The following is a 20829-nucleotide window of genomic DNA, read 5'->3' as shown; positions in this document are numbered from 1 at the left end:
AGCCTGCAGCCGCTCGCACCCTGTTTCCAGGTGCTTCCGCTACCAGGATAAGGACACTCTGGTACCCGTCTCGGAACGGGCGCAGGCTCGAGAGCGTGACCGAAACCATCATTCCGCTCAAGGCCCGGACCGCCGACGCACCACCCGCACTCGGCACTCTCGGCCTCTTCACGGTGCTGCTCGCGGCAGCGCTCCCCCTCATCGACTTCTTCATCGTCAACGTGGCGCTGCCCACCATCGGCCACGACCTCGCGGCGAGCGAGGCCGTGCTCGAACTCGTCGTCGCGGGCTACGGGTTGGCGTACGCCGTACTGCTCGTCCTCGGCGGGCGGCTCGGTGACCTCTTCGGCCGGCGGCGGCTGTTCCTCGGCGGTATGGCGGCCTTCGGGCTGACGTCGCTGGCGTGCGGTCTCGCGCCCAGCGCGTGGACGCTCGTCGCGGCGCGGGTCGCGCAGGGCGCGGCGTCAGCGGCGATGCTGCCGCAGGTCCTGGCCACCATCCAGGCGGCCACCAGCGGCCCGCGGCGCGCGAAGGCCATGGGGCTGTACGGCGCGACGGCCGGCCTGTCGATGGTCGCCGGGCAGATCCTCGGCGGCGTCCTGGTCGCGGCGGACATCTGGGGCACCGGCTGGCGCTCGGTGTTCCTGGTGAACGTGCCCGTCGTCCTGGTCGGCCTGTTCCTGGCCGCCCGCGCGGTCCCCGAGACCCGCTCCCAGCACCCGGAGCCGCTCGACGGCCCCGGCACGGTCCTGCTCGCCGCCGCCCTGATCACGCTGCTGGCCCCGCTCACCGAGGGCCGCGCGGCGGGCTGGCCGCTGTGGACGTGGCTGTCGCTGGCGGCGTTCCCGTTCGTGGCGGCGGCGTTCTACGCGGTGGAGCGCAGGGCGGACCGCAGGGGCCGTACGCCGCTCGTGCCGCCGAGCCTGTTCGCCCTGCTGTCGCTGCGCCGCGGTCTGGTGATGATCGTGCCGTTCTCGATCGGCTTCAGCGGCTTCATGTTCGTGATCGCGGTGGCGTTGCAGCAGGGCGCGGGGCTCGGTCCGGTCGGGGCGGGGCTGGCGCTGGTGCCCATGGCGGTGGCGTTCTTCTGCGTCTCGCTGGCCGGCCCGCGGCTGGTGGCCCGCCACGGCACCCGGATCGTGACCGCCGGCGCCGCGATCCAGGGCGTCGGCGTGGCCCTGATCGCGCTGGCCGTCTGGCGTTCCTGGCCCGACCTGAGCCTGCTCGGACTGCTGCCCGGCGCGGCGATCGCCGGTGCCGGTCAGGCTCTTCAGCTGCCCGTCGTCTTCCGGATCGTGCTCTCCGAGGTGCCGCCGGCCAGGGCGGGCGTGGGCAGCGGCGTGATGATCACGACCCAGCAGTCGGCGCTGGCGCTGGGCGTGGCGACCCTGGGCACGCTGTTCCTCTCCCTGGTCCCCGGGGCGGGCATGCGGGACGCGCTGGTGACGACGCTGCTGGTCCAGCTGGCCGGGGTGGCGCTGACGGGCCTGCTCAGCCTGCGTCTGCCGCGCACGATCTCCTGATCGAGTTGTGAGGGTGTGGCCACAGGTTGGTCAACTCGCCGGGGCGGAGTCCCTGTTGATGTTGGTCTTGCTGCACACTCCTTGCTGCGCAAGGCCGCGCACACAGACTCGATGTCCTCGGACGCTGGAGGCGTCATGCTGGAGATCAACACGAGCAAGGTGAGCCGCTGGGACCACCACGGACGAGAGCACGTCGTACGGGTACTCCGCAGGGGCACGCAGCGCACGGTCAGATGTGACACCTGTGGCTGGCGCAAGGGCGCGCAGTTCCTGCCCTGGCTGAAGGCCGAGGAGCATCTGGCCGAGGCGCACCAGGCCACGGTGGACCCGAGCGAGGAGCATTCCGACGGATGACGCACGTCCGCCTCTACCGGCCGGGGGACCGCGAGGCCGTCGAGGACATCTGTGTCCGCACGGCGCACGTGGGCGGCGACAGCCGACCGCACTACCGGGACCCCGGCATCTTCCCCGCGACCTTCGCGATCCCGTACGCCGTCCTGGAGCCGGAACTGTCGTTCGTCCTGGACGACGGGGACGGGCGGGCGGTCGGCTATGTCGTGGGCGCCGCGGACACCGCGCGCTTCGTGACGGCGTTCCGCACCGAGTGGCTGCCGTCGGTCGCCGGCCGGTATCCCCTGCCGGACGGGCCGCCGCGCACGCCGGACGAGGAGATGGTCGGGCTGCTGCACCACCCGGAGCGGATGCTCGTCCGGGAGGTCGCGGCCTACCCGGCCCATCTCCACATCGACCTGCTGCCCGACTGGCAGGGCCGGGGCCACGGGCGCGCGCTGATGCGCGCCCTGCTGCGGGCCCTCGGGGACAGGGGCGTCGCGGCCGTGCACCTGTCGATGGTCACGGCCAACAAGCCCGCGCGGGCGTTCTACGACCGTCTCGGCTTCCATGAGATCGCCGTAACCGACCCGGGTCCGGTGACCTACCTCGGCCGCGGGACGGGCGCACTCGACGCCCTGTGACGGCTCAGCCGCGCACCCGCAGTCCGCGCAGCAGCAGGTCGACGAGGGCCTCGAAGTCGTCCTCCGCGCCCGGCTGTTCCCACTCGCGCGCGTAGTGCGGGTCGTGGAAGGGGGCGGTCGCCCGGAACAGGGCGCCCGCGGTGACGGCCGGGTCCTCGGCGGTGAAGGCTCCGGCGGCGACGCCCGCGCGCACGATCTCGGTGAGCTGGCCGGTGAGTTCGGCGATGTGCTCGCCGACGACCGTCTCGGCGGTCTCGGTGGTCAGCACCGTGTACGTGGCGAACAGTTCCGGGTCGTCGAACGCCTTGCGGCGCTTGGCGGCGAAGAGCGCCGCGAGCCACTCGCGCACCCGGCTCTCCGGTGCCGGGCCGGGTGCCGCGACGATGGCCGCGAGGACCTGTGTGGTCCGGTCCAGCCACCGCTTGGTGACCGCTTCGCGCAGCGCCGCCTTGGTCCGGAAGTGCCGGTAGACGCTGCCATGGCTGACGCCGAGCGCGCGGGCCACGTCGACCACGGTGGCCTTGGCCGGGCCGTGGCGGCGCAGCACCTCCTCGGTGGCTTCGAGGATGCGCTCGGCGGTCAGGGTCTGGGGCGTCGGTGGCATGCCCTAGACCGTACCTGGCACGGGACTGGTCACTTGCTGCCCAGGTGGGCCATCTGCGGGGCCGGGTAGCGGTCGCCGGCCGCCGCGTCCGCCGGCACCGCCCGCTCGATCGCCGCGAGGTCGGCGTCGTCCAGCGTGACGTCCAGGGCGCCCAGCGACTCGGTGAGCCGCTCGCGGGTGCGGGCGCCGACGAGCGGCACGATGTCGTCGCCGCGGGAGAGCACCCAGGCGATGGCGATCTGGGCGACGGAGACGCCCTTCTGCTCGGCGATCTTCCGCAGCGCCTCGACGAGGTCGAGGTTGTGCTGGAGGTTCTCGCCCTGGAAGCGGGGCGAGTAGGCCCGGAAGTCGTTGGCGCCGAGCTGCCGGTCGCGGGTGAAGTGGCCGGAGATCAGCCCGCGGGACAGCACGCCGTACGCGGTGATGGAGATGCCCAGCTCACGGGTGGTCGGCAGGACCGACTCCTCGATGCCGCGGGAGATGAGCGAGTACTCGATCTGGAGGTCGGCGACGGGGGCGGTGGCGGCGGCCCGGCGGATGGTGTCGGCGCCCACCTCGCTGAGGCCGACGTGGCGGACATAGCCCTTCTCGATCAGTTCCGAGATCGCGCCGACGGTCTCCTCGATCGGTACGTCGGGGTCGAGCCGGGCGATCCGGTAGACGTCGATGTGGTCGACGCCCAGGCGCTGGAGGGAGTAGGCGGCGAAGTTCTTCACGGCGGCCGGGCGGCCGTCGTAGCCGGCCCAGTCGCCGTCCGGGGAGCGCAGGGCGCCGAACTTCACGCTGACCAGGGCCTGTTCGCGCAGGGCTGCGGGCGCGGTGCGCAGGGCCTCGCCGACCAGCATCTCGTTGTGGCCCATGGCGTAGAAGTCGCCGGTGTCGAGCAGTGTCACGCCCGCTTCCAGGGCGGCGTGGACGGTGGCGATCGACTCGGTCCGGTCCGCGTCGCCGTACAGCGCGGACATGCCCATGCAGCCGAGGCCGAGGGCGGAGACCTGGGGGCCGGTGGTTCCGAGGGTGCGGGTGTGCATCGTCATGCCTCCACCATGCCCTAACAGCTGACAGATTTCAATATCTGTCATTCCATATTTGTCCGCGACCTCTCCCGGCGCACCTCGTGTGGTCCAGACCTATTGACGAAAGGTCTGGACCACGAGCACTGTCATGCCTACGACATCGCCCGCCCCGACCCCCACCGGGAGGCCCCGTATGCTCCGACGCGCCCTCAGCCTGCTCACCGCGGCACTGGCGACCGCCTGTCTCACCCAGCTCCCCACTGCGGCCCCCTCGTCCGCCGCCGACACCTGCGCGGTCAGGTCCAAGCCGTCCGGCAAGGTCCTTCAGGGCTACTGGGAGAACTGGGACGGCGCCGCCAACGGCGTCCACCCGCCCTTCGGCTGGACCCCGATCACCGACTCCCGGATCGCCGCGCACGGCTACAACGTGATCAACGCGGCGTTCCCGGTCATCCGCTCCGACGGCACCGCCCTGTGGGAGGACGGCATGGACAGCGGGGTGAAGGTGGCCACCCCTGCGGAGATGTGCGCGGCCAAGGCGTCCGGCCAGACGATCCTGCTGTCCATCGGCGGCGCGACCGCCGGCATCGACCTCAACTCCACGGCCGTCGCGGACAGGTTCGTCGCGACGATCGTGCCGATCCTGAAGAAGTACAACTTCGACGGCATCGACATCGACATCGAGACGGGCCTGGTGGGCAGCGGGAACATCAGCCGGCTCTCCACGTCCCAGGCCAACCTGATCCGCATCATCGACGGGATCCTGGCGCAGATGCCGTCCAACTTCGGCCTGACGATGGCCCCGGAGACGGCGTACGTCACCGGCGGCAGCGTCGTCTACGGCTCGATCTGGGGCGCGTACCTGCCCGTCATCAAGAAGTACGCCGACAACGGCCGCCTGTGGTGGCTGAACATGCAGTACTACAACGGCAGCATGTACGGCTGCTCCGGCGACTCCTACTCGGCGGGCACCGTCGCCGGCTTCACGGCCCAGACGGACTGTCTCAACAAGGGCCTTGTAGTGCAGGGCACCACCATCAAGGTGCCCTACGACAAGCAGGTGCCCGGCCTGCCCGCGCAGCCCGGCGCGGGCGGCGGCCACATGTCACCGTCCCTCGTCGCCCAGGCCTGGCGGCACTACGGCACCTCGCTCAAGGGCCTGATGACCTGGTCGATCAACTGGGACGGCTCGAAGAACTGGACCTTCGGCGACAACGTCAGGTCGTTGCAGGGCCGTTGATCAGCCCGGGGTGCCCGCGTGCAGGGCGGCGAACAGGCCGTGCGCGCGGGTGCCGTCCGGCAGCTGCCAGGCGCCGCCGACATGGCCCAGGGCTCCTTCGGGCAGCAGCGGCTCGCCCTGCGGGGCGGGCCGCAGGACGCGGTGCAGCCGCAGGGTCGTCCCGTCCGGCGCGGCCAGCAGCGTGCCCTCCGCCGAGTCCTCCACGGCCGGAACGGCACCCTGCCCCGTCGCGAGTCCCGAGCCCGTGTACGAGCGGGTGACCTCGCGGTCGACGGCGTCGGTGACGCTCTGCGCCTGCGCCTGCACCCGCCCCTCGATCAGCGCCCACAACTGGGCGGCCAGCACCGGGTCGTGGCAGCCGTCGTAGGCCCAGCGCGGTCCCAGCACCCCGTGTTCCATGGTCCCGACGAGGGCGTGCTCGGCGCCGTCGAGGGGCGCTCCGCGATAGGTCAGCGGGGTCAGATGGCAGACCGCCTCGGGACCGGAGTCATCGCTGATCACCATGAACTCGATCCCGACCTCGCCGTCGGGGTCGTCCAGCCGGAAGCCGCCGGCCTTGGCGAGCCGGGGTTCACCTGCACCGGCGTACCAGGGGCGGGAGGGCAGCCACGCGGTGAGCAGTTCCAACTTCGTCGGCTTGAGGGTGGTGTGGTGGATGATGGCCATGCCGCAGGCTCTCACGGAAACCTGTCCGACTGATACGCTTTTCGATCATGATGACGACCTCCTTCTTCCCCCTGCGCTAGCCGCTCCGTCGGCACGACGCGGAACACCCCGGCGCCGGCGATGCGGGACGGTCCTCCACCGTCCCGGGCTTCGACGTGGGAGAAGACGGCATCATGCGCACACCGCGCGTGTTCCTGGTGGCTCGGTGCGTACGCGGGCTGGAGTCCGCCCTCGGCACCGAGATTCTGCGGACGGGTTCCGCGACCATCGACTGGATCGGCCACCGCGAGGTGGGTTTCTCGTCAGCGGACGGCATCGCCCTTCGGCTTCGGACCGCCGACGATGTCTTCCTGCTGGCCCACCGCCGGCACGACGTCGGCCCGCACCGGAGCGACCTGACCGGACTGACCGAACTGGCCCGCGCGGTCGACCTGGAGGGACTGGTGCGGGAGCGCGTCAGGCACGGCGGCCCGCCCGGCCTCGGCGACGGCATCGAGATCTCGGCGTCCTTCCTGGGACGCCGGACGTACAACCGGTACGACGTCGAGGACACCGTCGGCCGGGTGCTGGCCGAGCGGGCGGGGCTGCCGTACCACTCGCGGCGGCACGGCGAGCCGCCCCCGCCCGGTCACAGCGGCTGGCGGCTGACCCTGGACGGCACCCACGCCGGCCTGCTGCTGCGCCTGGGCCGGCGTCCGGCGCACCGGCGCGCCTACAAGAACGCGACGATCCCGGGGACCCTGCATCCGCCGGTCGCCGCCGCGATGGCCCAGGCGGCCGAACTGCGGCCGGGACAGCGGGTGCTGGACCCTTGCTGCGGCGCGGGCACGCTGCTGATCGAGGCCCACCACAGGGCGCCGGGCACCACCCTGCTCGGTTTCGACCTCGACCCGACGGCGAGAAGGACGGCGCGGCAGAACGCGGCCGGGCTCCCGATCACCGTCGATCACGGCGACGCCGGCGCCCTCCCCCTCCCCGACCGCAGCGTCGACCGGGTCCTGTGCAACCCGCCCTGGGGAGAACAGGTCGGCGCGGGCGGCCGGCTCGCCGGGCACCCGGAGCGCTGGTGGCACGAACTCGCCCGCGTCCTGACCGACGAGGGCCGCGCCGTCGTCCTGCTCCCCGAGGCGGCCGGCCTGGGCCACGCCCTGCCCCTCGGCCTTTCGCCCGTGCACGTCCAGCGCCTCAGCCTGTTCGGCAGCAGCCCACTGCTGATCCACTTGGAACGCGGGCGCGGGATCGGGCGCAGGCGGAGGCTCGCCAAGCGGACTTGACGAACCACCGCACCGCCGCCACCACGGCATTCCTCTTGTAGTGGGCCGTGACCCCGAGGGTGACGATCTTGTAGCTCGCGTCGCACCGCAGGGTCTCGCGCTCCACGGCCTTCAGGATCCTGTCGGCCGACTCGGTGACCGGGACGACATTGGCGCGGTGGCCCGCACCCTTGACGCCGGCGGGGATCATCCGCGCGCCGGCGTGCCAGAGAGGGAATGAAAGGGGAAGAGGCTTCTCGCTACCGCGCCGCGCGGTAGGCGGCACCCACACGGTTGGCCCTCGTGCCGTTGTAGAGGCCGGTGCCATGGCCTCGCTGCGTGGAAAGCGTGAACCACGCATACCGCTTGACGTACGGCAGCTTCTCCAGCATCGCGGTCGACTTCTTCACGAAAGCGGCCTGCCGTTCCTCGGTCGGATACTTCGGCGTACCACTGGAGAAGTCGATCAGCGCGTACTCGGTCAGCCAGATGGGCTTCTTGTAGCGCTGGTGCACGGCACGGAGATAGCTCTTCAAGTGACCGGTCGCGGCTTGGGCGTTGAAGTCCGAGCCGTACCAATGCAGGGGAATGAAGTCGACCCGGTAGCCGCGGGCGGCGGCGCCTTTCATGAAGCGGTCGAGCCAGCCGCCGGCCAGGTCACCGCCGGTGGCCACCGCGGGTGCTCCGAGGCGCATTCCGGTCGACTGCAGCCGGGGCCACAGATCGAGGGCCTCCTTCACGGACATCCCCGCCTGGTCCGCCCGGTCGGGTTCGTTGAATCCGAGCAGGGTCCTGCCCTGTGCCTTGGCTCGTGCGAGATGTGGTTCGGTCACGAAGTCACGGCCCCAGATCATGGGTACGAACTCGACGCCGGGCGGGGGCTTGATCTTCTGCTTGTCCGAGGCCCAGGTGTAGAACCAGCCGACGTTCGCGTCGGCCATCGCCCCGGTGACGCCGTTGAATTTCCAGGCGCTGACGCCCTTCTTCTTCGCAGCGGCGGTGGACGCGCTCGCGTCGGCCTGGTTGCTCCCGGTGGAGGCGAACGTGGCCAGGACGGCGAGCAGCACCACGAGTAAGCGCAGCTTGCGCATGGCTTTCACGCTCCCGTGTCAGAACTTGGCGCCGAAGTCCTGCGTCCCGTACGTCCCGTGCGCGGTACCGGCCCTGACCCGTTCGACGTTCGTCAGCTTGAACACGTCTGCTCGCAGCGATGCAGCGGACGGTGCCGTCGAGGCCGAGCCGGCGGAGGTGGCCGACCACGCGGTGGTGGCCGCGGTGACCGTAGGAACCGTGGCGAGGTACCTGGATATGCGCATTCTTTTCCGTTCCCATCCGGTCGGAGTTCGGGTGATGAGCAGCCCGAACGGCGCGAGCCGAGGACTGATTCGACTCATTCGAGCTTTCCATTCCAGATCGAATGCGGTCAATTAAATCCGGTTCTGCCGGTCTTTAATTCGCGCGCAGCCCGCCCGACATTCCGACCGCCGCGCCAAGTCCTTTTCCGACGGCATGTGAAGGAGCCCTGCCGGGCTGCCGCAGGAGTGCCGCGGCCCCGAGGGCGGCGGCATGGTCGCCCAACTCCGCGGGCCGGACGAGCGGCGACGGCCGCGAGCCGCACCGTACGACGTTCGCCAGCAGTTCACGCCGCACCGACTCCATCAGGGTCGGGCCGACGGTGACGAGTTCGCCGCCCACGACGACGATGCCGGGTTCGAGCGCGTTGACCAGACCCGCCAGGACCCTTCCCACGTGGGTGCCCGCCCGGCGTAGCACCGCATGGGCGGCCGGGTCCCCGGAACCCGACGCGGCCAGCAAGTCAGGTAGGTCCGCCCCGGGTCGGTACGCGTCCAGCATGGCCGTGGTCGAGGCGACGGTCTGCAGACAACCCCGCCCACCGCAGGGGCACTTCGCGCCTCCGGGCTCCGCGGTGATGTGCCCGAACTCCCCCGACCGGCCGTGTGCGCCACGGTGCAGCACGCCACCACTGACCAGCGCCCCACCGACCGGGTCCGAGAGTTCCAGGTACAGCACGTCTCGCTGTCCGCGCGCCGCACCCCAGACCGTCTCGGCCAGGGCCGCGAGCCGCGCGGCGTTGTCGATCCGCACCCGGGTGCCGAGGCCCCGCCCCATCATCACCGCCATGGCCCGCTGGTCGAGCGGGGCGCGCGCGTCGGTCGCCGGGCCCGTCACCGCGACTCCCACACCGCTCAGGGCATCGAGTCGCGGTCGTCCGCCGGTCAGGGTGCCGACGAGCCGACGCGCGATGACGAGACGGTCCTGCCACCGGGCCGTGGGGGAATGCGCTTCACTCGCCGTACTGATGGCGTCGTGGTGCTCCAGGGAGTCGCGCCCCGAGTCGTCGCGGTCTCCCGCCACCGCGACCACGCGAACCGCCCGCCGTCCGAAGTCGACCCCGAGCACGCGGCCGGCCTCCGGGTTCACCATCAGCTTCTCCGCCGGACGGCCCCGCCCGCGCGGAGTGCTGTCCGGCACCGCGGCGATCACCTGGCCACTGTCCACGAGCCTGCTGACGACCTCGTACAGGGTGGTGCGCGACAGTCCTGACAGCTCCCCCAACTCGCTCCGCGTCAGCGGGCCGAACTCGCGGAGCAGGCCCAGCATCCGGTCCCCGTACTGCCCCCGTGCCCATGTGGTGTTGCGTGTCGCGTTCGGCATGTCTCCCCCCTCCTCGCGGCAACCCCCGCCGCCGCAAAGAGGAAAGTAGGGACCGTTCTTGTGGAATCTTTGTGATCGCGACCCGCCCCTCCTGAACCGCCCCTCCCGGCACGGTGGACGGGCGGTCAGCTCGGGCCGTTGTCCACCCGCAGCACGAAACCGACACCGCGCACCGTGTGCAGGATGCGGGGACGCCCCGCTGCCTCCGTCTTGCGCCTCAGATAGCTGACGAACGTGTCCACGGCGTCCGTCCGGACACGGGCGTCGTAGCCCCAGACGTGTTCGAGCAGTTGGCCGCGGGTGAGGACCAGGCCCGCGTTCCGGGCCAGCATCTCCAGGAGGTGGAACTCGCGGGGCGTCAGGTGCAGGAGCTGCCCGTCCAGCCACGCCTGGCTGGCGGACGGTTCCACGACCAGGCCGCCCACCCGGACCCGGTCCGTCGCGGCGGGGGGACGCCGTCGCAGGAGGGCGTGCAGGCGCAGCGTCAGTTCTTGCAGAGCGAAGGGCTTGACCAGGTAGTCGTCGCCGCCGGCCTGCAGCCCGGCGATCCTGTCGGCCACCTCGTCCAGTCCGGAGAGCATGAGCACGGGCACGTCGTCCCCGTTCTCGCGCAGTGTCCGGCACACGTCGATGCCGCTCAGGTCGGGCATGCAGACATCGAGGACAACGATGTCCGGACGGAGTCTGTTCATCGACTCCATCGCGGAACGGCCGTCACCGGCCAGCGTCACCTCGAAACCCCCCAGCCGGAGTCCGCGTTCCAGCGAACGTCGTGTGCTGACGTCGTCGTCGGCCACGAGAACTCGTCCGGCCCTGCCGGCCATGCGTCGCTCCTCTCAGGGCGTTGCCCACGCCTGCGGGCGCAACGCCTCGCGTGGCCCAACCGATCCCCGGTTCACTGCCCGTTGGTCCGAGACCGCTCGCCACTCATCGCGTGCATCCCGCTGCCGCGATAAGCGTATGCAGGGGAGGCAACGCTCCGAAGCGACGGGGACTCTACGCTGGAGCGTGCCCCGCCGCAGGCGATGCGAGCCGTGTCGCGCGGTACTGCGACGGTGTGCAGCCCATGACCCGGCGGAAGCTCCGGGAGAAGTGCTCGGAGCCCGAGAAGCCGCAGCGCTGGCCGATGGCCGCGATGGTCTCGGTGCCGTTCTCCAGGTGTGTTCGCGCCGACGCGATCCTCAGCTCGGTGAGATACCGGTAGGGCGTGGCGCCCGTGGCGTTCTTGAAGCAGCGCAGGAAGTGGAAGCGGCTGAAGGAGACCAGGGCGGCGAGGTCGTCCAGGGTGACGGGCCGCGCGAAGTTGGCCCTCATGTACGAGGTGACGGTGTCCAGTTGCTGGTGGGTGAGACCGCGCGCCGGCTCCTTCGGGGCGGCGGCGCGCGACCGCGGAATGCCGAGGTGGGCGAGGATGAAACGCGCCGCCGAGTCCGCGTACACGTCGTCGGCGCCGAGTTCACCGGCAGCCACCACCGCCTTCACCATCTCGGCGAGCACCGGGTCGGAGGTGACAGCGGGACAGGGGTGCGGGGACTGCCGCTCCCCCATCCGGAATTCCTCGCCGGCGAACCGGCGCACCATCGCCTCGGGAATGGCGAGGGAGGCGATCACGGCGGGCCTGTTCCCTCTCGGGGACACGACCAGCGGCCGGTCCTGTTCCGCGGGGGTGAGGCAGACGTCCTCCGGCAGCAGGACCGTCTCCCGCGTGTCCCCGCGGCCCCCGTGGACGGCGAGAATGCCGCTCACCTGCACACTCAGCCCGATACCCGTCGTCGGCGGCACCGGAAGTGTGTGCACGCCCTTGCCCAGCGTCCGCTTCCACACATGCAGCGCCCGCCACATCGTGTGGGCCACCGCGGTGGTTCCGTCCAACGTCGGCGTTCCTCTCTTCCCGGGATCCGACCGTGTCTCTGAAACCATGACGAGGAGGAGGTGCCGTTCTCAAGGAATCCGCGCGGGAAAAATCGACGCCGGGCGGGATTAATTCAGCGCAGTAATGACCGATCCCTCATTCGTCGCCCCCGGGTGAGGCGAATTCGAGCCGGAATTAATCAGTCTCGGCCGGGATTAATTCCGGATGCCTCCGCCGTGCCGCTCAACCAGTCGCGGCGCAGCAACGGCAGTGTGTGCTCGAACTCCCGCACGCCGGTCAGCGGCAGCCGTACCTCGCAGCGGGTGCCGCGCTGCCCGTCCGGACGGTCCGACATCGAGACCTGCCCCTGGTGCAGGGTGACCTGCTGGGCGACGAGGGTGAGGCCGAGGCCGGAGCCGGGGCTGTCCGGACCGTGCCAGAAACGCTCGAAGATCTTCTCCCGGCGTTCGGGCGGGACGCCGGGGCCGTCGTCGTCCACGGTGAGTACCGCGGTCCGCTCACCCGGCCGGCCGGACTGCCGCAGGGTCACCGCGATGGTGGCGGCGCGTTCGCCGACCCTGCCGTGCACCCGGGCGTTGGTCAGCAGGTTGTCCACGGCCGAGCGCAGCCCCTCCGCCCAGCCGTGCGCGATCAGTCCCGACGCCGCCCGCACGGACACCTCGGTCTCGGGATGGGCGCGGCGCAGTCCGGCAACGCAGGAGTGCACCAGCTCCCCCAGGTCCAGCGGCGCGAACGCCTCCGCCTCGACCAGATCGCCCTGCGCCAGGGTCCGCAGCATGGTGAGCAGGCCGACCAGCCTCTCCTGCTCGACCACCAACTCGGCCAGTACCTCGGCCCGTTCCGCCGGATCGAGCTCGAACGGGCCGGCCAGGACGTCCAGGTTGGCGCGGATGCTGGTCAGCGGATTGCGCAGCTCATGGGAGGCCGCCGCCGCGAACGACCGGGCCGTGGCCAGAGCCTCCCCGGTGCGTGCCACCTGCTCGTCGTAGCGGTTGAGCACGGTCTGCAGGGTGAGCGCGAGGTCGTCGACCTCGGCGATGCGCGTGGGGCGGTGCTCGAGGCGGGCCGAGCTGATGCGCGGGTCGAGTCCGCTGGTACGCCGTTGCAGCCGGCGCAGCGGCAGCACGGCCTGGTTCGCGATGGCCCAGGCCGCCGCTCCCGCCGGCGGCAGGGCCAGCGCGGCCCCGACGTAGACACGTCGGCGCACCAGCGCCAACTCCTCCTCGACGGTGTCCGGTGCGTACAGCCAGAGGTTGGGCCGGTCCCGCTTCCGGTCGATGGCGACGGGCAGCGACAGGACCAGCCAGTCCCGGCCTTCGACGGTCACCTCCAGCGGCTTCGGGGCGCTGTACGGCAACTGCGCGGGCGGGAGTTGGGGACCGGCTCGCAGCGTGGCCGTGGGTCCGGTGACCCGTACGCCCATGCCGCTGGTGGACTTGATGAGCCGCTGCCGGCGGGCCTTCTCGACCACCGGCTGCCCGGTCCCGGCCGCGTCCAGGTAGTTCTTGGTGTTCTTGGCCACGACGGTGGCACGGGCTTGCAGCTGAGCGTCCTGCTGCTGGCGCAGGTCATCGCCTATGACGCTCAGCAGCAGCCAGCCGCAGGCCATGACCAGCACGGGTACGCCGCCGCCGACGGTGAAGGCGAGCCGGGTGGAGAGCTTCACCGGCCGCCACCGGACGTCCGCTCACCGGCATCCGTACGCAGGACGAGTCCTCCGTCGACCATCAGCACTCGTCACCCGCACTCCGCCGCCCCGGCCTGTCCCGTGCCTGCGGACGGCCCCCGCCCACACTACGCGGCGGGGGCGTCCCAGGGAGAGGATCTACGGGTTCCCGGCGCTCCAACAACCGTCGCCACGGCAGTTCTTGAGTCGGGTCAGCGCGTCGTGCAGGGTGTCGAGGCGGGCCCCGCTCAGCTGCCTCACGGTGTTGTGGAGCTGGTAGGGGTCGGTGCGGAGGTCGTAGTACTCCTTCTCTCCGCTGCCGTACTCGACGTAGGTGTGGGAGTTGGTGCGCAGGGCGTGGTAGTTCGGCGGGCTGATGCTCTCCCCGCCGTCGTTGTCGGGGTCGCCCGGCGACCTGTCGGCGTGGCGGTGCTCGATCAGGTTGGTCGTGCGCCAGCTGGAGTCGGGGCCTCCGTCGAGGAGCGGGAGCAGACTGTGCCCGTCCACCCGGGACGACACCGGGGCGCCGCCGATCCGCTGGAAGGTGGGCGCGAGGTCGATGTTCGACACCTGGGCGTTGCTCGTCCTGCCTTGCGCGACACCGGGTCCGGCGATCACCAGCGGTACCCGGACATCGGTGTCGAAGGCGGTCTGCTTGCCCGCCTTGAGGCGGTACTCGCCCAGGTGGAAGCCGTTGTCGGAGCCGAAGACGAGGTAGGTGTCGTCGGCGACGCCGGCCCGGGTCAGGGCGCCTCGCAGCTTCCCGATCATCTCGTCGACCGACTGGAGCGCCTGGGCGCGCTTGCGGAACTTCCGGTCGATCGTGTTCTTCTCCTGCTGGGTCAGCCGGTCCTGCCGGGCCAGCCATGGCGGGGCGTTGGTGGGCAGCTTGTCGAACGCGGGGCTGCGCGGGGCCTCGAGGCCGGGGAAGGCGTTCTCGTGGCGGGGCGCGGGCGTGGAGGGGCCGTGCGGCGTGAAGAGCGCGATCTCCAGCAGGAACGGCTTGTTCGCCGCCGCGGACTTCCTGACGAAGGCCGTGCCCTTCTTGCTCAGCACGTCGGTCAGATAGTCCTTGGGCCGGTCGCCGTGCGACTCGATCCTGTGGTTGTGGGCGAGCTTGTAGTCGTAGCCCTCATAGCCACCGCCGACGACGTCCCACTGGTTCCAGCCCGGCGGTACGTACGGCTTCTGACCCGCGACGGTGTCGCTGGGGCTGTAGCCGTTCAGGTACTTGCCCATCATGGCCGTGCGATAGCCCTTGGCCTGCAGGGCCGTGGCGAAGGTGTCCCGCTCCTCTCCGGCGTCGTGGAAGGCGCCGAATCCGCCGTTCGGCCCCTCGTTGCTGAGGACTCCGGTGTTGTGGGGGTACCGGCCGGTGAAGAGGGACGCCCGGGACGGGCAGCAGAGCGAGTTGCTGACCACGAAGTCGCTGAACGTCATGCCCTGCGACTGGAGTTTCCGAACCTCCGGCATGTACGGCAGGAGATTCGAGGACATGTCGTCGGTGAGGACGAAGACAATGTTCGGCTTTTCCGCAGCGGCCGCGACCGGCTGTGTGGTGACGGCGGAACTGTTCTTTGCCCCGGCCATTCCACTCGGGGCCGCCAGAGCCAGTGCCGCTGCGCCGACCATCAGGGTCAGCAATTGACGAGTACGAATCATATCGAAAGCGTGGCAGCCGAATTCCGCGCCGGTCAACACCCATAAGTGCCGGGGTATTTATTCCGGGATTTATTCCGGCTCCGCGGCCAGTGGTTCCGGCACGCACATGAGGAACACCGGGCGCCGGCACGAAAACCCGTGCCGGCGCCCGGTGTTCCGGGAAGCCCAGAGGCGGGGAAGGGAGAGGAACGCCGCCCCGGGCGGGAATCAGGCCCTGCTCGCGGCCCGGTAGAGCTTGCGGGCGCGGTCGCCGAGACGCGGGTGGTACTCGCTCACGTCCGTGCCGACGGCGATGTTGCCGACCAGAACACCGACCCCCTTGTCGGCCTTGAACTCGGCGAGGAAGGCACCGCCGCTGGACCCGCCGGTCTGCACGCAGTCGATGCCCCACATGGTGGAGCCGGGGCGCCCGAGGTCGCGGTGTTCCTTGCCCTGGCAGTGGTTCAGCCGCTCGCCGTTGCCCTCGGCGCGCGAACCGCCGTAGCCGAAGGAATGGACGTAACGCCCGGTCGGCGCATTGAACTTGATGCCCTGCGCACCGCCCACGATCCTGGCCACCGGGCGGCCGTCACGCTTGCGCAGGGCGGCGAAGGCGACATCCCAGTTGGCGCGGTGGTCTCCGCGTCGGGGTGGACCACCGGCGGGACGGACAGTCGAGGCCCTCCGTCGTCGGTGGCGGACGACGTGACGGCCGGGGCCCGAGGGACGGTGACGGGCGCGGCCATCGCCTTGGCGGCGTTCAGCCGGGCGTCGGTCCAGAACTCCAGGGCCCTGTCCTGCTCCTGGTCGGAGAAGGAGGTGGCACGGGTCTCGTTGGCGGCGGGTGCGGGCGCCGCCTGCGCCGGCCCGACGGTGGCGCCCAGGGCGGCGAGGCTGAGGACGCTGACCAGCATCGCGGTACGTCTCATGGATTCGGCTCCGATGAAGGTGGGGGGTGCTACGGGCATGGTGTGGCGTCGGGGTGCCGACGCCCGGGGATTTCACGGGCGTCCGGCACCGGCTCAGCGGGTCAGCAGCTGAGATTCTTGCCCGGCTTGACGTCGAGGATCCTCGTGAACTTCTTGTACGTCTTCACCCGGCTCTGCACCTGGGCCGGGTTGCCCCCGTTGCACTCGATGGCGCCGTTGATGCTGCGGATCGTCTGGCCGAAGCCCTTGCCCTTGACCATGGCGTTGTGCGGGGTCATGGTGCCCGCGCCGGACTGGGTCATCCAGAACCACAGTCCCGTCTTCCACGCCACGACGGGGTTCTTCTGCACCAGCCCCGGCTTGTGGAGCAGGTCGATACCGAGCGCGTCACCGGCGGCCTTGTAGTTGAAGTTCCAGCTGAGCTGGATCGGCCCGCGACCGTGGTACGCGGACTGCCCCGCCGGGCAGCCGTACGGCTGCGTGGTGTCGCAGTACGACGGCCAGTTGGCCTCGTTCTGCTCGACGATGTAGCGCCCGCCGCCGGTCTCGTGGTGGACGTTGGCGAGGAAGGCGGCCGCCTCCCGCTTCTTGGTCCTGGCGTTGCCCTTGTCCGCGAAGGCCGGGTACTTCTTCATCGCCTTGACCAGGGCTTCGTAGTTGTAGAAGGGCTTGTGGTTCGGGAACATCCTGTTGTACTCCGCCTTGCTGACGACGAAGTCGCCCTGGGCGGCGGGCGCGGCGAGTTCGGCAGGCGCGGCGGAAGCGGTCGCCGCGGTGAGCCCGGCACCTGTCGTCGCCAGCAGCACGGCGGTCAGAAGGGCATGGGCGGTACGTATCTTCGGCATGGTGGAAACTCCCTGACTGAATGGGCTGTTGAACGGATGGAATGAATCGGTGGTCAGCGGGCGAGGGAGCGGGCCGGTCAGCGGACGAACTTCCACTTGACCTTGTGAATGACGCCCTTGGCGGGATTGGCCAGCTTCGCGAAAGCCGGCTGGCTGAGGTCGATGTGGTGCGGCCCGCATTCCATGCACTTGTCCTTGACCGGGACGGTGATGGTCTTTCCGCGGAAGGTCAGCCGGACCTTGGCGTGGCAGAGCGGGTCGCGGTTCGGGTTCTCGGCCTTCCACCACTTCGGTGAGACCGCCACGAGCATCTGGGTCGCGGCGTCGAGCGGCTTTCCGCAGGCCCCGGTGCCGGCGTCGTTGTAGAAAGTCGCCTTGCCCTGATGGACCTTGCCGAACGGGACGGCGGACGCCGGCGACGCCTGGGCGACTCCGAGAACGGCCGCCGCCAGGGTGACGGCGAGAACCGACTGCGTACGACGGATGACGGGCATGACAGATCGCCTTTCGTCAGTGGATCGGGAGAGGAGAGCGGCCGTACCGGCCCGTCAGAACGGGGTCAGCGTCAGGTGCATGGCCTGCGGCTGGGTGTCCTGGATGTACGACGCCCACTCGGCCACGTCGTCGAAGGCGAAGCCGTACGCCTTGCCGTTGCCCATCTGGGCGTGGATGGCCCGCGCGTAGTGGTTGGTGATCTCCGGCTTGTAGAAGTCCGCCGCGCGCGTGGTGGGCTGCCTCGGGTGGCTGAGCAGCGTGGAGCGGTTGAAGCCGGCGCCCAGGATCGCGGCGACCGGACCGGTGACCCCGTCGTTGGGCGCGGCGAGCGCGCCGTCGCAGAACAGCACGTCGCGGGTGGAGGGCTTGGCGAAGGAGACCGTCGCCGGGCCGTGAAAGGTGAGCCTGCCGTTGTCGACCCGGCCGGTGAACGCACCCGCGACGGTGCGGACATGGAGCGGCTGCTGCCGATAGGCCTGCCAGACCTTGTCGATGTACGGGTCGAAGTAGTGCTTGCCGAACCGGCCCGCGTCGAGGCCGTGACTCGGCGCGATGACCCGCCGTTCGCCGACGACCAGCCTTCCGAAGCCGGCGGTGTTCTCCATGGCCCGGAAGATGCGGGCCCGGCCGCCCTGCCGCATCCTGCCGGTGGTCTGGTCCCGGTTCCCGGAGAGCCGGATCATCAGCGGCACGCTGAACATGTCGACCATGGTGGTGTTGCAGAACATGCCGGACTCGTTGTGCGTGAACTCCACGAAGTCGTGCAGCACGGGGAAGTTGGGGTCGTTCTTCACCCAGCCCGCCGGATGCTGGAGCGCGGGCCGCCCGGCCCCGTCCTGGACGGCCTTGAGCTTGAGCTTGCCGCCCAGGGAGACGTAGATCCGGCCGGACATGTGCGGCAGCCGGATCCGCGTGGTGCCGCGGGCGTCGAGCGGGATGGCGTAGTCGGTGAAGCCGTTGTCCTTGTTGTCGGAGACCTTGACCGGCTCGACCGTGCCGCGGGGTGTGACCCGGACCTGACGGTCGCCCCGGCTGCCGACTATGTACAGGTGGATGTTGCGGTTGGCGTACTCACCGCTGTTGTTGTGGATGACCAGAGGCAGGCCGCCGGCGCGCTCCTCCGGCGGGGTCGGGCCGTCCCCGTCCGCGGCGAGGGCCGGAGGCGCACCCGCGGCGAGCGCGGCGCCGGCCACGGCGGCACCGGCCAGCGACGTGAGTGCCCTGCGGCGGGAGAACACCGGTGAATCAAGCGGCACCGTGCGGGAAATCCCTTTTTTGACCACGGACATGTCCTTTTCTTTTCTCGAACACTCCTTGCGTGAACGCGGTCAAACCTAGCCAGCGGTGTCCGGCGACAGTCATCAGAAATTGCTGTGGGACGGACGGTTGTTGCGGAGATCGCGAACAACAAAAGGGCTGTGCCTGCCCGGGGAATTTCCTGCACAAGGCCCATGCGCGCGGGTCAGCGACGCGCGGAGCTCGCCGCGTTCACCGTGTTCGCCATCCACCCGCTAACGCGCACTGACCGCCAGCTTCGCCCCCAGCAGCACGAACGATCCCGCGAAGGTCCGCCGCAGCCACGTCATCACCCGGGGCCGGGAGGTGACGTGGCTGCTCACGGAGGCCGCGAGGACGCCGTACGCCGCGAAGACCACGAACGTCACCGCCATGAACACCCCGCTGAGCGCGAGCATGCGCGCGGTTGCGTCCGCCCGGCCCGGGTCCACGAACTGCGGGAGGAAGGCGAAGAAGAACATCGTCAGCTTCGGATTGAGCACATTGATCAGTACCCCGCGCACGATCACCCGCCCCGCGGACAGGGACTCGCCGTCCTCCTCCACCACGAGGGCCTCCTTGTCCCGGATCGTCGCCCACGCCATGAACAGCAGATAGGCGACCCCGGCGAACTTCAGCACCTGGAACGCGGCCGCACTCGCGTGCAGCAGCGCGGCGACGCCGGTGACGGTGGCCACCATGTGCGGCACGATCCCGAGCGTGCACCCGAGTGCGGCCACCGCACTCGCCCGCCGCCCACGGGAGAGTCCGGCGGCGAGCGTGTAGACGACACCGGTGCCCGGAGTGGCCACGACGACAAGGGTGGTGAGAAGGAAGGCGAGACTCATGCGGCCGAGCCTGCCGCGGCAGCCGCATCCCCCTACAGGGCCAATCGACGACCTGGCTGCCGGACCAATCGGCTCCGTTGGACACCCCTGCGCACCCCTCGGACAATGGAAACTGTCGGCGTGCAGTGATCGCGGCGGCGCCTGCCGCCGGCCGCGCGGTAGTTCTGCGCCGCCCGAGGAGGCGCGCCATGGCCGTCCGTATCGCCACCTTCAACACCGAGAACCTCTTCCGCCGGCTCAAGGTCTTCGGGATGCAGGACCACAAGGAACAGCAGGAAGTCCTGGAGCACTACGCCGAGTTGGTCTCCCTTCTGGAGAAGGCGGACTACAAGCCCGACAAGGACCGGATCGCCGAACTCATCAAGAAGCACGGGATCTACGACGGCGACAAGGACAGCACTCGGCACTTCGTCATCAACGAGACCCGCGGCCAGCACACGCTGTTCACCTCACGGCGGGTGCAGGACGACATCGCCATCACCCTCAAGGCGAAGGGCCGCGCCGACTGGACGGGATGGGTGGACCTCGTCCGCGACAACCTCGACTGGACCGCCGTGCACAACACCGGCCGGGTCGTGGCGGAGGTCGACGCCGACATCCTGCTCACCGTCGAGGTCGAGGACCGGCTCACCCTGGAGCGCTTCAACACCCAGGTCCTGGGCGAGTCCCTGGGCAGGCGACCGTACCCGTACAGCATGCTGATCGACGGCAACGACCCGCGCGGCATCGACATCGGGATCCTCAGCCGCCACCCGATCACGACCATCCGCTCCCACGTCTTCGACACCAACCCCGAGCGCGCCGACAAGCGCCTCTTCAGCCGCGACTGTCCCGAGTTCGAGATCGAACTGGACGACACGAACCTCGTGGTCCTGGGCAACCATCTGAAGAGCATGGCCGACGACAACCCGTTCCTGCGGCTGGCCCAGGCGAAGCGCGTCGCGGAGATCTACCGGGCCGCGCTGGAGCGCTCCCCGCACGTCATCGTCGCCGGGGACCTCAACGACTTCCCCGACAGCGAACCGATCGCGGTGCTGCGGGACACCGGTCTGCGCGACGTGATGGACCACCCCGCCTATCACGGGAAGCCCGGCACGCACGGGCAGTGCAAGAGCGAACGGGACAAGCTCGACTACCTGATGCTGCCGCCGTCGTTGTGGAAGGAAGTGCAGCACGTGGGCCTCGAGACCCGTGGGATCTCCGCCACGGGCATCGATCACTTCGACACGGTGAAGACCAGGGCGGATGCGGCCTCCGACCACGCCGCCCTCTACACCGACCTGGACCTGTGAACGCAGAGTTCCC

The 20829-nt window shown here is 70.2% G+C and carries 21 protein-coding genes; 6 read left to right on the top strand and 15 right to left on the bottom strand.

Annotation, left to right across the window (positions count from 1 at the left end; genetic code table 11):
• Positions 1–95 precede the first annotated feature (95 nt).
• The 3 genes from ACGFW6_RS27560 to ACGFW6_RS27550 all read left to right on the top strand — a co-directional run bounded on the left by ACGFW6_RS27560 (position 96) and on the right by ACGFW6_RS27550 (position 2497).
• Complete coding sequence (locus tag ACGFW6_RS27560) at positions 96–1523, top strand: MFS transporter (protein ID WP_393515250.1); 1428 nt, start codon at positions 96–98, stop codon at positions 1521–1523.
• Positions 1524–1658: 135 nt separating this feature from the next.
• Positions 1659–1877, top strand: coding sequence for a hypothetical protein (locus ACGFW6_RS27555; protein WP_393515286.1), 219 nt, complete (start codon positions 1659–1661; stop codon positions 1875–1877).
• Positions 1874–2497, top strand: a complete 624-nt coding sequence (locus ACGFW6_RS27550) for a GNAT family N-acetyltransferase (protein WP_393515247.1) — start codon at positions 1874–1876, stop codon at positions 2495–2497. The genes ACGFW6_RS27555 and ACGFW6_RS27550 overlap by 4 nt, the downstream gene beginning before the upstream one ends.
• Positions 2498–2501: 4 nt before the next feature.
• On the opposite strand, the gene ACGFW6_RS27545 is transcribed toward ACGFW6_RS27550, so the two are convergent.
• Both ACGFW6_RS27545 and ACGFW6_RS27540 read right to left on the bottom strand, forming a co-directional pair.
• Positions 2502–3101: a TetR family transcriptional regulator gene (locus ACGFW6_RS27545; RefSeq protein WP_393515244.1), complete on the bottom strand. Its 600-nt coding sequence runs from the start codon at positions 3099–3101 to the stop codon at positions 2502–2504.
• 29 nt (positions 3102–3130) lie between these two features.
• A complete protein-coding gene (locus ACGFW6_RS27540; protein ID WP_393515241.1) occupies positions 3131–4138 on the bottom strand; it encodes an aldo/keto reductase in 1008 nt (335 codons plus the stop codon).
• A gap of 172 nt (positions 4139–4310) precedes the next feature.
• Here ACGFW6_RS27540 and ACGFW6_RS27535 point away from each other — a divergent pair, with 172 nt between their 5' ends.
• On the top strand, positions 4311–5357 hold the full coding sequence (locus ACGFW6_RS27535; protein WP_393515238.1) for a chitinase: 1047 nt from the start codon (positions 4311–4313) through the stop codon (positions 5355–5357).
• On the opposite strand, the gene ACGFW6_RS27530 is transcribed toward ACGFW6_RS27535, so the two are convergent.
• Positions 5358–6023, bottom strand: a complete 666-nt coding sequence (locus tag ACGFW6_RS27530) for a 1,4-alpha-glucan branching protein (protein ID WP_393515236.1) — start codon at positions 6021–6023, stop codon at positions 5358–5360. It abuts the gene before it with no gap.
• Between the two features lie 173 nt (positions 6024–6196).
• Here ACGFW6_RS27530 and ACGFW6_RS27525 point away from each other — a divergent pair, with 173 nt between their 5' ends.
• On the top strand, positions 6197–7297 hold the full coding sequence (locus ACGFW6_RS27525) for a TRM11 family SAM-dependent methyltransferase (RefSeq protein WP_393515233.1): 1101 nt from the start codon (positions 6197–6199) through the stop codon (positions 7295–7297).
• Between the two features lie 239 nt (positions 7298–7536).
• Here the strand turns inward: ACGFW6_RS27525 and ACGFW6_RS27520 are convergent, their stop codons facing one another.
• From ACGFW6_RS27520 to ACGFW6_RS27465, 12 genes are all read right to left on the bottom strand, one after another.
• Complete coding sequence (locus ACGFW6_RS27520; protein ID WP_393515230.1) at positions 7537–8367, bottom strand: glycoside hydrolase family protein; 831 nt, start codon at positions 8365–8367, stop codon at positions 7537–7539.
• Positions 8368–8385: 18 nt separating this feature from the next.
• On the bottom strand, positions 8386–8592 hold the full coding sequence (locus ACGFW6_RS27515; protein WP_393515227.1) for a hypothetical protein: 207 nt from the start codon (positions 8590–8592) through the stop codon (positions 8386–8388).
• A 133-nt stretch (positions 8593–8725) separates the two neighbouring features.
• Complete coding sequence (locus ACGFW6_RS27510; RefSeq protein ID WP_393515224.1) at positions 8726–9952, bottom strand: ROK family protein; 1227 nt, start codon at positions 9950–9952, stop codon at positions 8726–8728.
• Between the two features lie 125 nt (positions 9953–10077).
• On the bottom strand, positions 10078–10776 hold the full coding sequence (locus ACGFW6_RS27505) for a response regulator transcription factor (RefSeq protein ID WP_393515221.1): 699 nt from the start codon (positions 10774–10776) through the stop codon (positions 10078–10080).
• A gap of 172 nt (positions 10777–10948) precedes the next feature.
• Positions 10949–11824 (bottom strand): helix-turn-helix domain-containing protein, encoded by an 876-nt coding sequence (locus ACGFW6_RS27500; RefSeq protein WP_393515218.1) that lies wholly within the window; start codon positions 11822–11824, stop codon positions 10949–10951.
• 179 nt (positions 11825–12003) lie between these two features.
• Positions 12004–13491: a sensor histidine kinase gene (locus ACGFW6_RS27495; protein WP_393515215.1), complete on the bottom strand. Its 1488-nt coding sequence runs from the start codon at positions 13489–13491 to the stop codon at positions 12004–12006.
• Positions 13492–13650: 159 nt separating this feature from the next.
• On the bottom strand, positions 13651–15153 hold the full coding sequence (locus ACGFW6_RS27490) for a sulfatase (protein ID WP_393515212.1): 1503 nt from the start codon (positions 15151–15153) through the stop codon (positions 13651–13653).
• 207 nt (positions 15154–15360) lie between these two features.
• On the bottom strand, positions 15361–15711 hold the full coding sequence (locus tag ACGFW6_RS27485; RefSeq protein WP_393515209.1) for a hypothetical protein: 351 nt from the start codon (positions 15709–15711) through the stop codon (positions 15361–15363).
• A gap of 451 nt (positions 15712–16162) precedes the next feature.
• A complete protein-coding gene (locus ACGFW6_RS27480; protein ID WP_393515206.1) occupies positions 16163–16906 on the bottom strand; it encodes a chitinase in 744 nt (247 codons plus the stop codon).
• Positions 16907–16983: 77 nt separating this feature from the next.
• Complete coding sequence (locus ACGFW6_RS27475; RefSeq protein WP_393515203.1) at positions 16984–17400, bottom strand: cysteine/serine endopeptidase inhibitor; 417 nt, start codon at positions 17398–17400, stop codon at positions 16984–16986.
• 54 nt (positions 17401–17454) lie between these two features.
• On the bottom strand, positions 17455–18690 hold the full coding sequence (locus ACGFW6_RS27470; RefSeq protein ID WP_393515200.1) for a beta-1,3-glucanase family protein: 1236 nt from the start codon (positions 18688–18690) through the stop codon (positions 17455–17457).
• Positions 18691–18912: 222 nt separating this feature from the next.
• On the bottom strand, positions 18913–19524 hold the full coding sequence (locus tag ACGFW6_RS27465; RefSeq protein WP_393515197.1) for a LysE family translocator: 612 nt from the start codon (positions 19522–19524) through the stop codon (positions 18913–18915).
• 188 nt (positions 19525–19712) lie between these two features.
• On the opposite strand from ACGFW6_RS27465, the gene ACGFW6_RS27460 reads away from it, so the two are divergent.
• Positions 19713–20816 (top strand): endonuclease/exonuclease/phosphatase family protein, encoded by a 1104-nt coding sequence (locus ACGFW6_RS27460; RefSeq protein ID WP_393515194.1) that lies wholly within the window; start codon positions 19713–19715, stop codon positions 20814–20816.
• The last annotated feature ends 13 nt before the right edge of the window (positions 20817–20829 follow it).

The organism is Streptomyces sp. Y7 (assembly GCF_043195415.1).
In the GTDB taxonomy this organism is placed as follows: domain Bacteria; phylum Actinomycetota; class Actinomycetes; order Streptomycetales; family Streptomycetaceae; genus Streptomyces.
The sequence above is the reverse complement of the archived record's forward strand: the minus strand, read 5'-3'. Positions and strand labels throughout refer to the sequence as shown.

What these genes read in the sequence shown, in the direction of transcription:
- ACGFW6_RS27520 (WP_393515230.1), bottom strand. Translation starts at nt 8,367, where the DNA reads ATGCGCAAGCTGCGCTTACTCGTGGTGCTGCTCGCCGTCCTGGCCACG.
- ACGFW6_RS27505 (WP_393515221.1), bottom strand. Translation starts at nt 10,776, where the DNA reads ATGGCCGGCAGGGCCGGACGAGTTCTCGTGGCCGACGACGACGTCAGC.
- ACGFW6_RS27510 (WP_393515224.1), bottom strand. Translation starts at nt 9,952, where the DNA reads ATGCCGAACGCGACACGCAACACCACATGGGCACGGGGGCAGTACGGG.
- ACGFW6_RS27550 (WP_393515247.1), top strand. Translation starts at nt 1,874, where the DNA reads ATGACGCACGTCCGCCTCTACCGGCCGGGGGACCGCGAGGCCGTCGAG.
- ACGFW6_RS27470 (WP_393515200.1), bottom strand. Translation starts at nt 18,690, where the DNA reads ATGTCCGTGGTCAAAAAAGGGATTTCCCGCACGGTGCCGCTTGATTCA.
- ACGFW6_RS27540 (WP_393515241.1), bottom strand. Translation starts at nt 4,138, where the DNA reads ATGACGATGCACACCCGCACCCTCGGAACCACCGGCCCCCAGGTCTCC.
- ACGFW6_RS27525 (WP_393515233.1), top strand. Translation starts at nt 6,197, where the DNA reads ATGCGCACACCGCGCGTGTTCCTGGTGGCTCGGTGCGTACGCGGGCTG.
- ACGFW6_RS27535 (WP_393515238.1), top strand. Translation starts at nt 4,311, where the DNA reads ATGCTCCGACGCGCCCTCAGCCTGCTCACCGCGGCACTGGCGACCGCC.
- ACGFW6_RS27480 (WP_393515206.1), bottom strand. Translation starts at nt 16,906, where the DNA reads ATGCCGAAGATACGTACCGCCCATGCCCTTCTGACCGCCGTGCTGCTG.
- ACGFW6_RS27555 (WP_393515286.1), top strand. Translation starts at nt 1,659, where the DNA reads ATGCTGGAGATCAACACGAGCAAGGTGAGCCGCTGGGACCACCACGGA.
- ACGFW6_RS27545 (WP_393515244.1), bottom strand. Translation starts at nt 3,101, where the DNA reads ATGCCACCGACGCCCCAGACCCTGACCGCCGAGCGCATCCTCGAAGCC.
- ACGFW6_RS27465 (WP_393515197.1), bottom strand. Translation starts at nt 19,524, where the DNA reads ATGAGTCTCGCCTTCCTTCTCACCACCCTTGTCGTCGTGGCCACTCCG.
- ACGFW6_RS27475 (WP_393515203.1), bottom strand. Translation starts at nt 17,400, where the DNA reads ATGCCCGTCATCCGTCGTACGCAGTCGGTTCTCGCCGTCACCCTGGCG.
- ACGFW6_RS27515 (WP_393515227.1), bottom strand. Translation starts at nt 8,592, where the DNA reads ATGCGCATATCCAGGTACCTCGCCACGGTTCCTACGGTCACCGCGGCC.
- ACGFW6_RS27530 (WP_393515236.1), bottom strand. Translation starts at nt 6,023, where the DNA reads ATGGCCATCATCCACCACACCACCCTCAAGCCGACGAAGTTGGAACTG.
- ACGFW6_RS27490 (WP_393515212.1), bottom strand. Translation starts at nt 15,153, where the DNA reads ATGATTCGTACTCGTCAATTGCTGACCCTGATGGTCGGCGCAGCGGCA.
- ACGFW6_RS27460 (WP_393515194.1), top strand. Translation starts at nt 19,713, where the DNA reads ATGGCCGTCCGTATCGCCACCTTCAACACCGAGAACCTCTTCCGCCGG.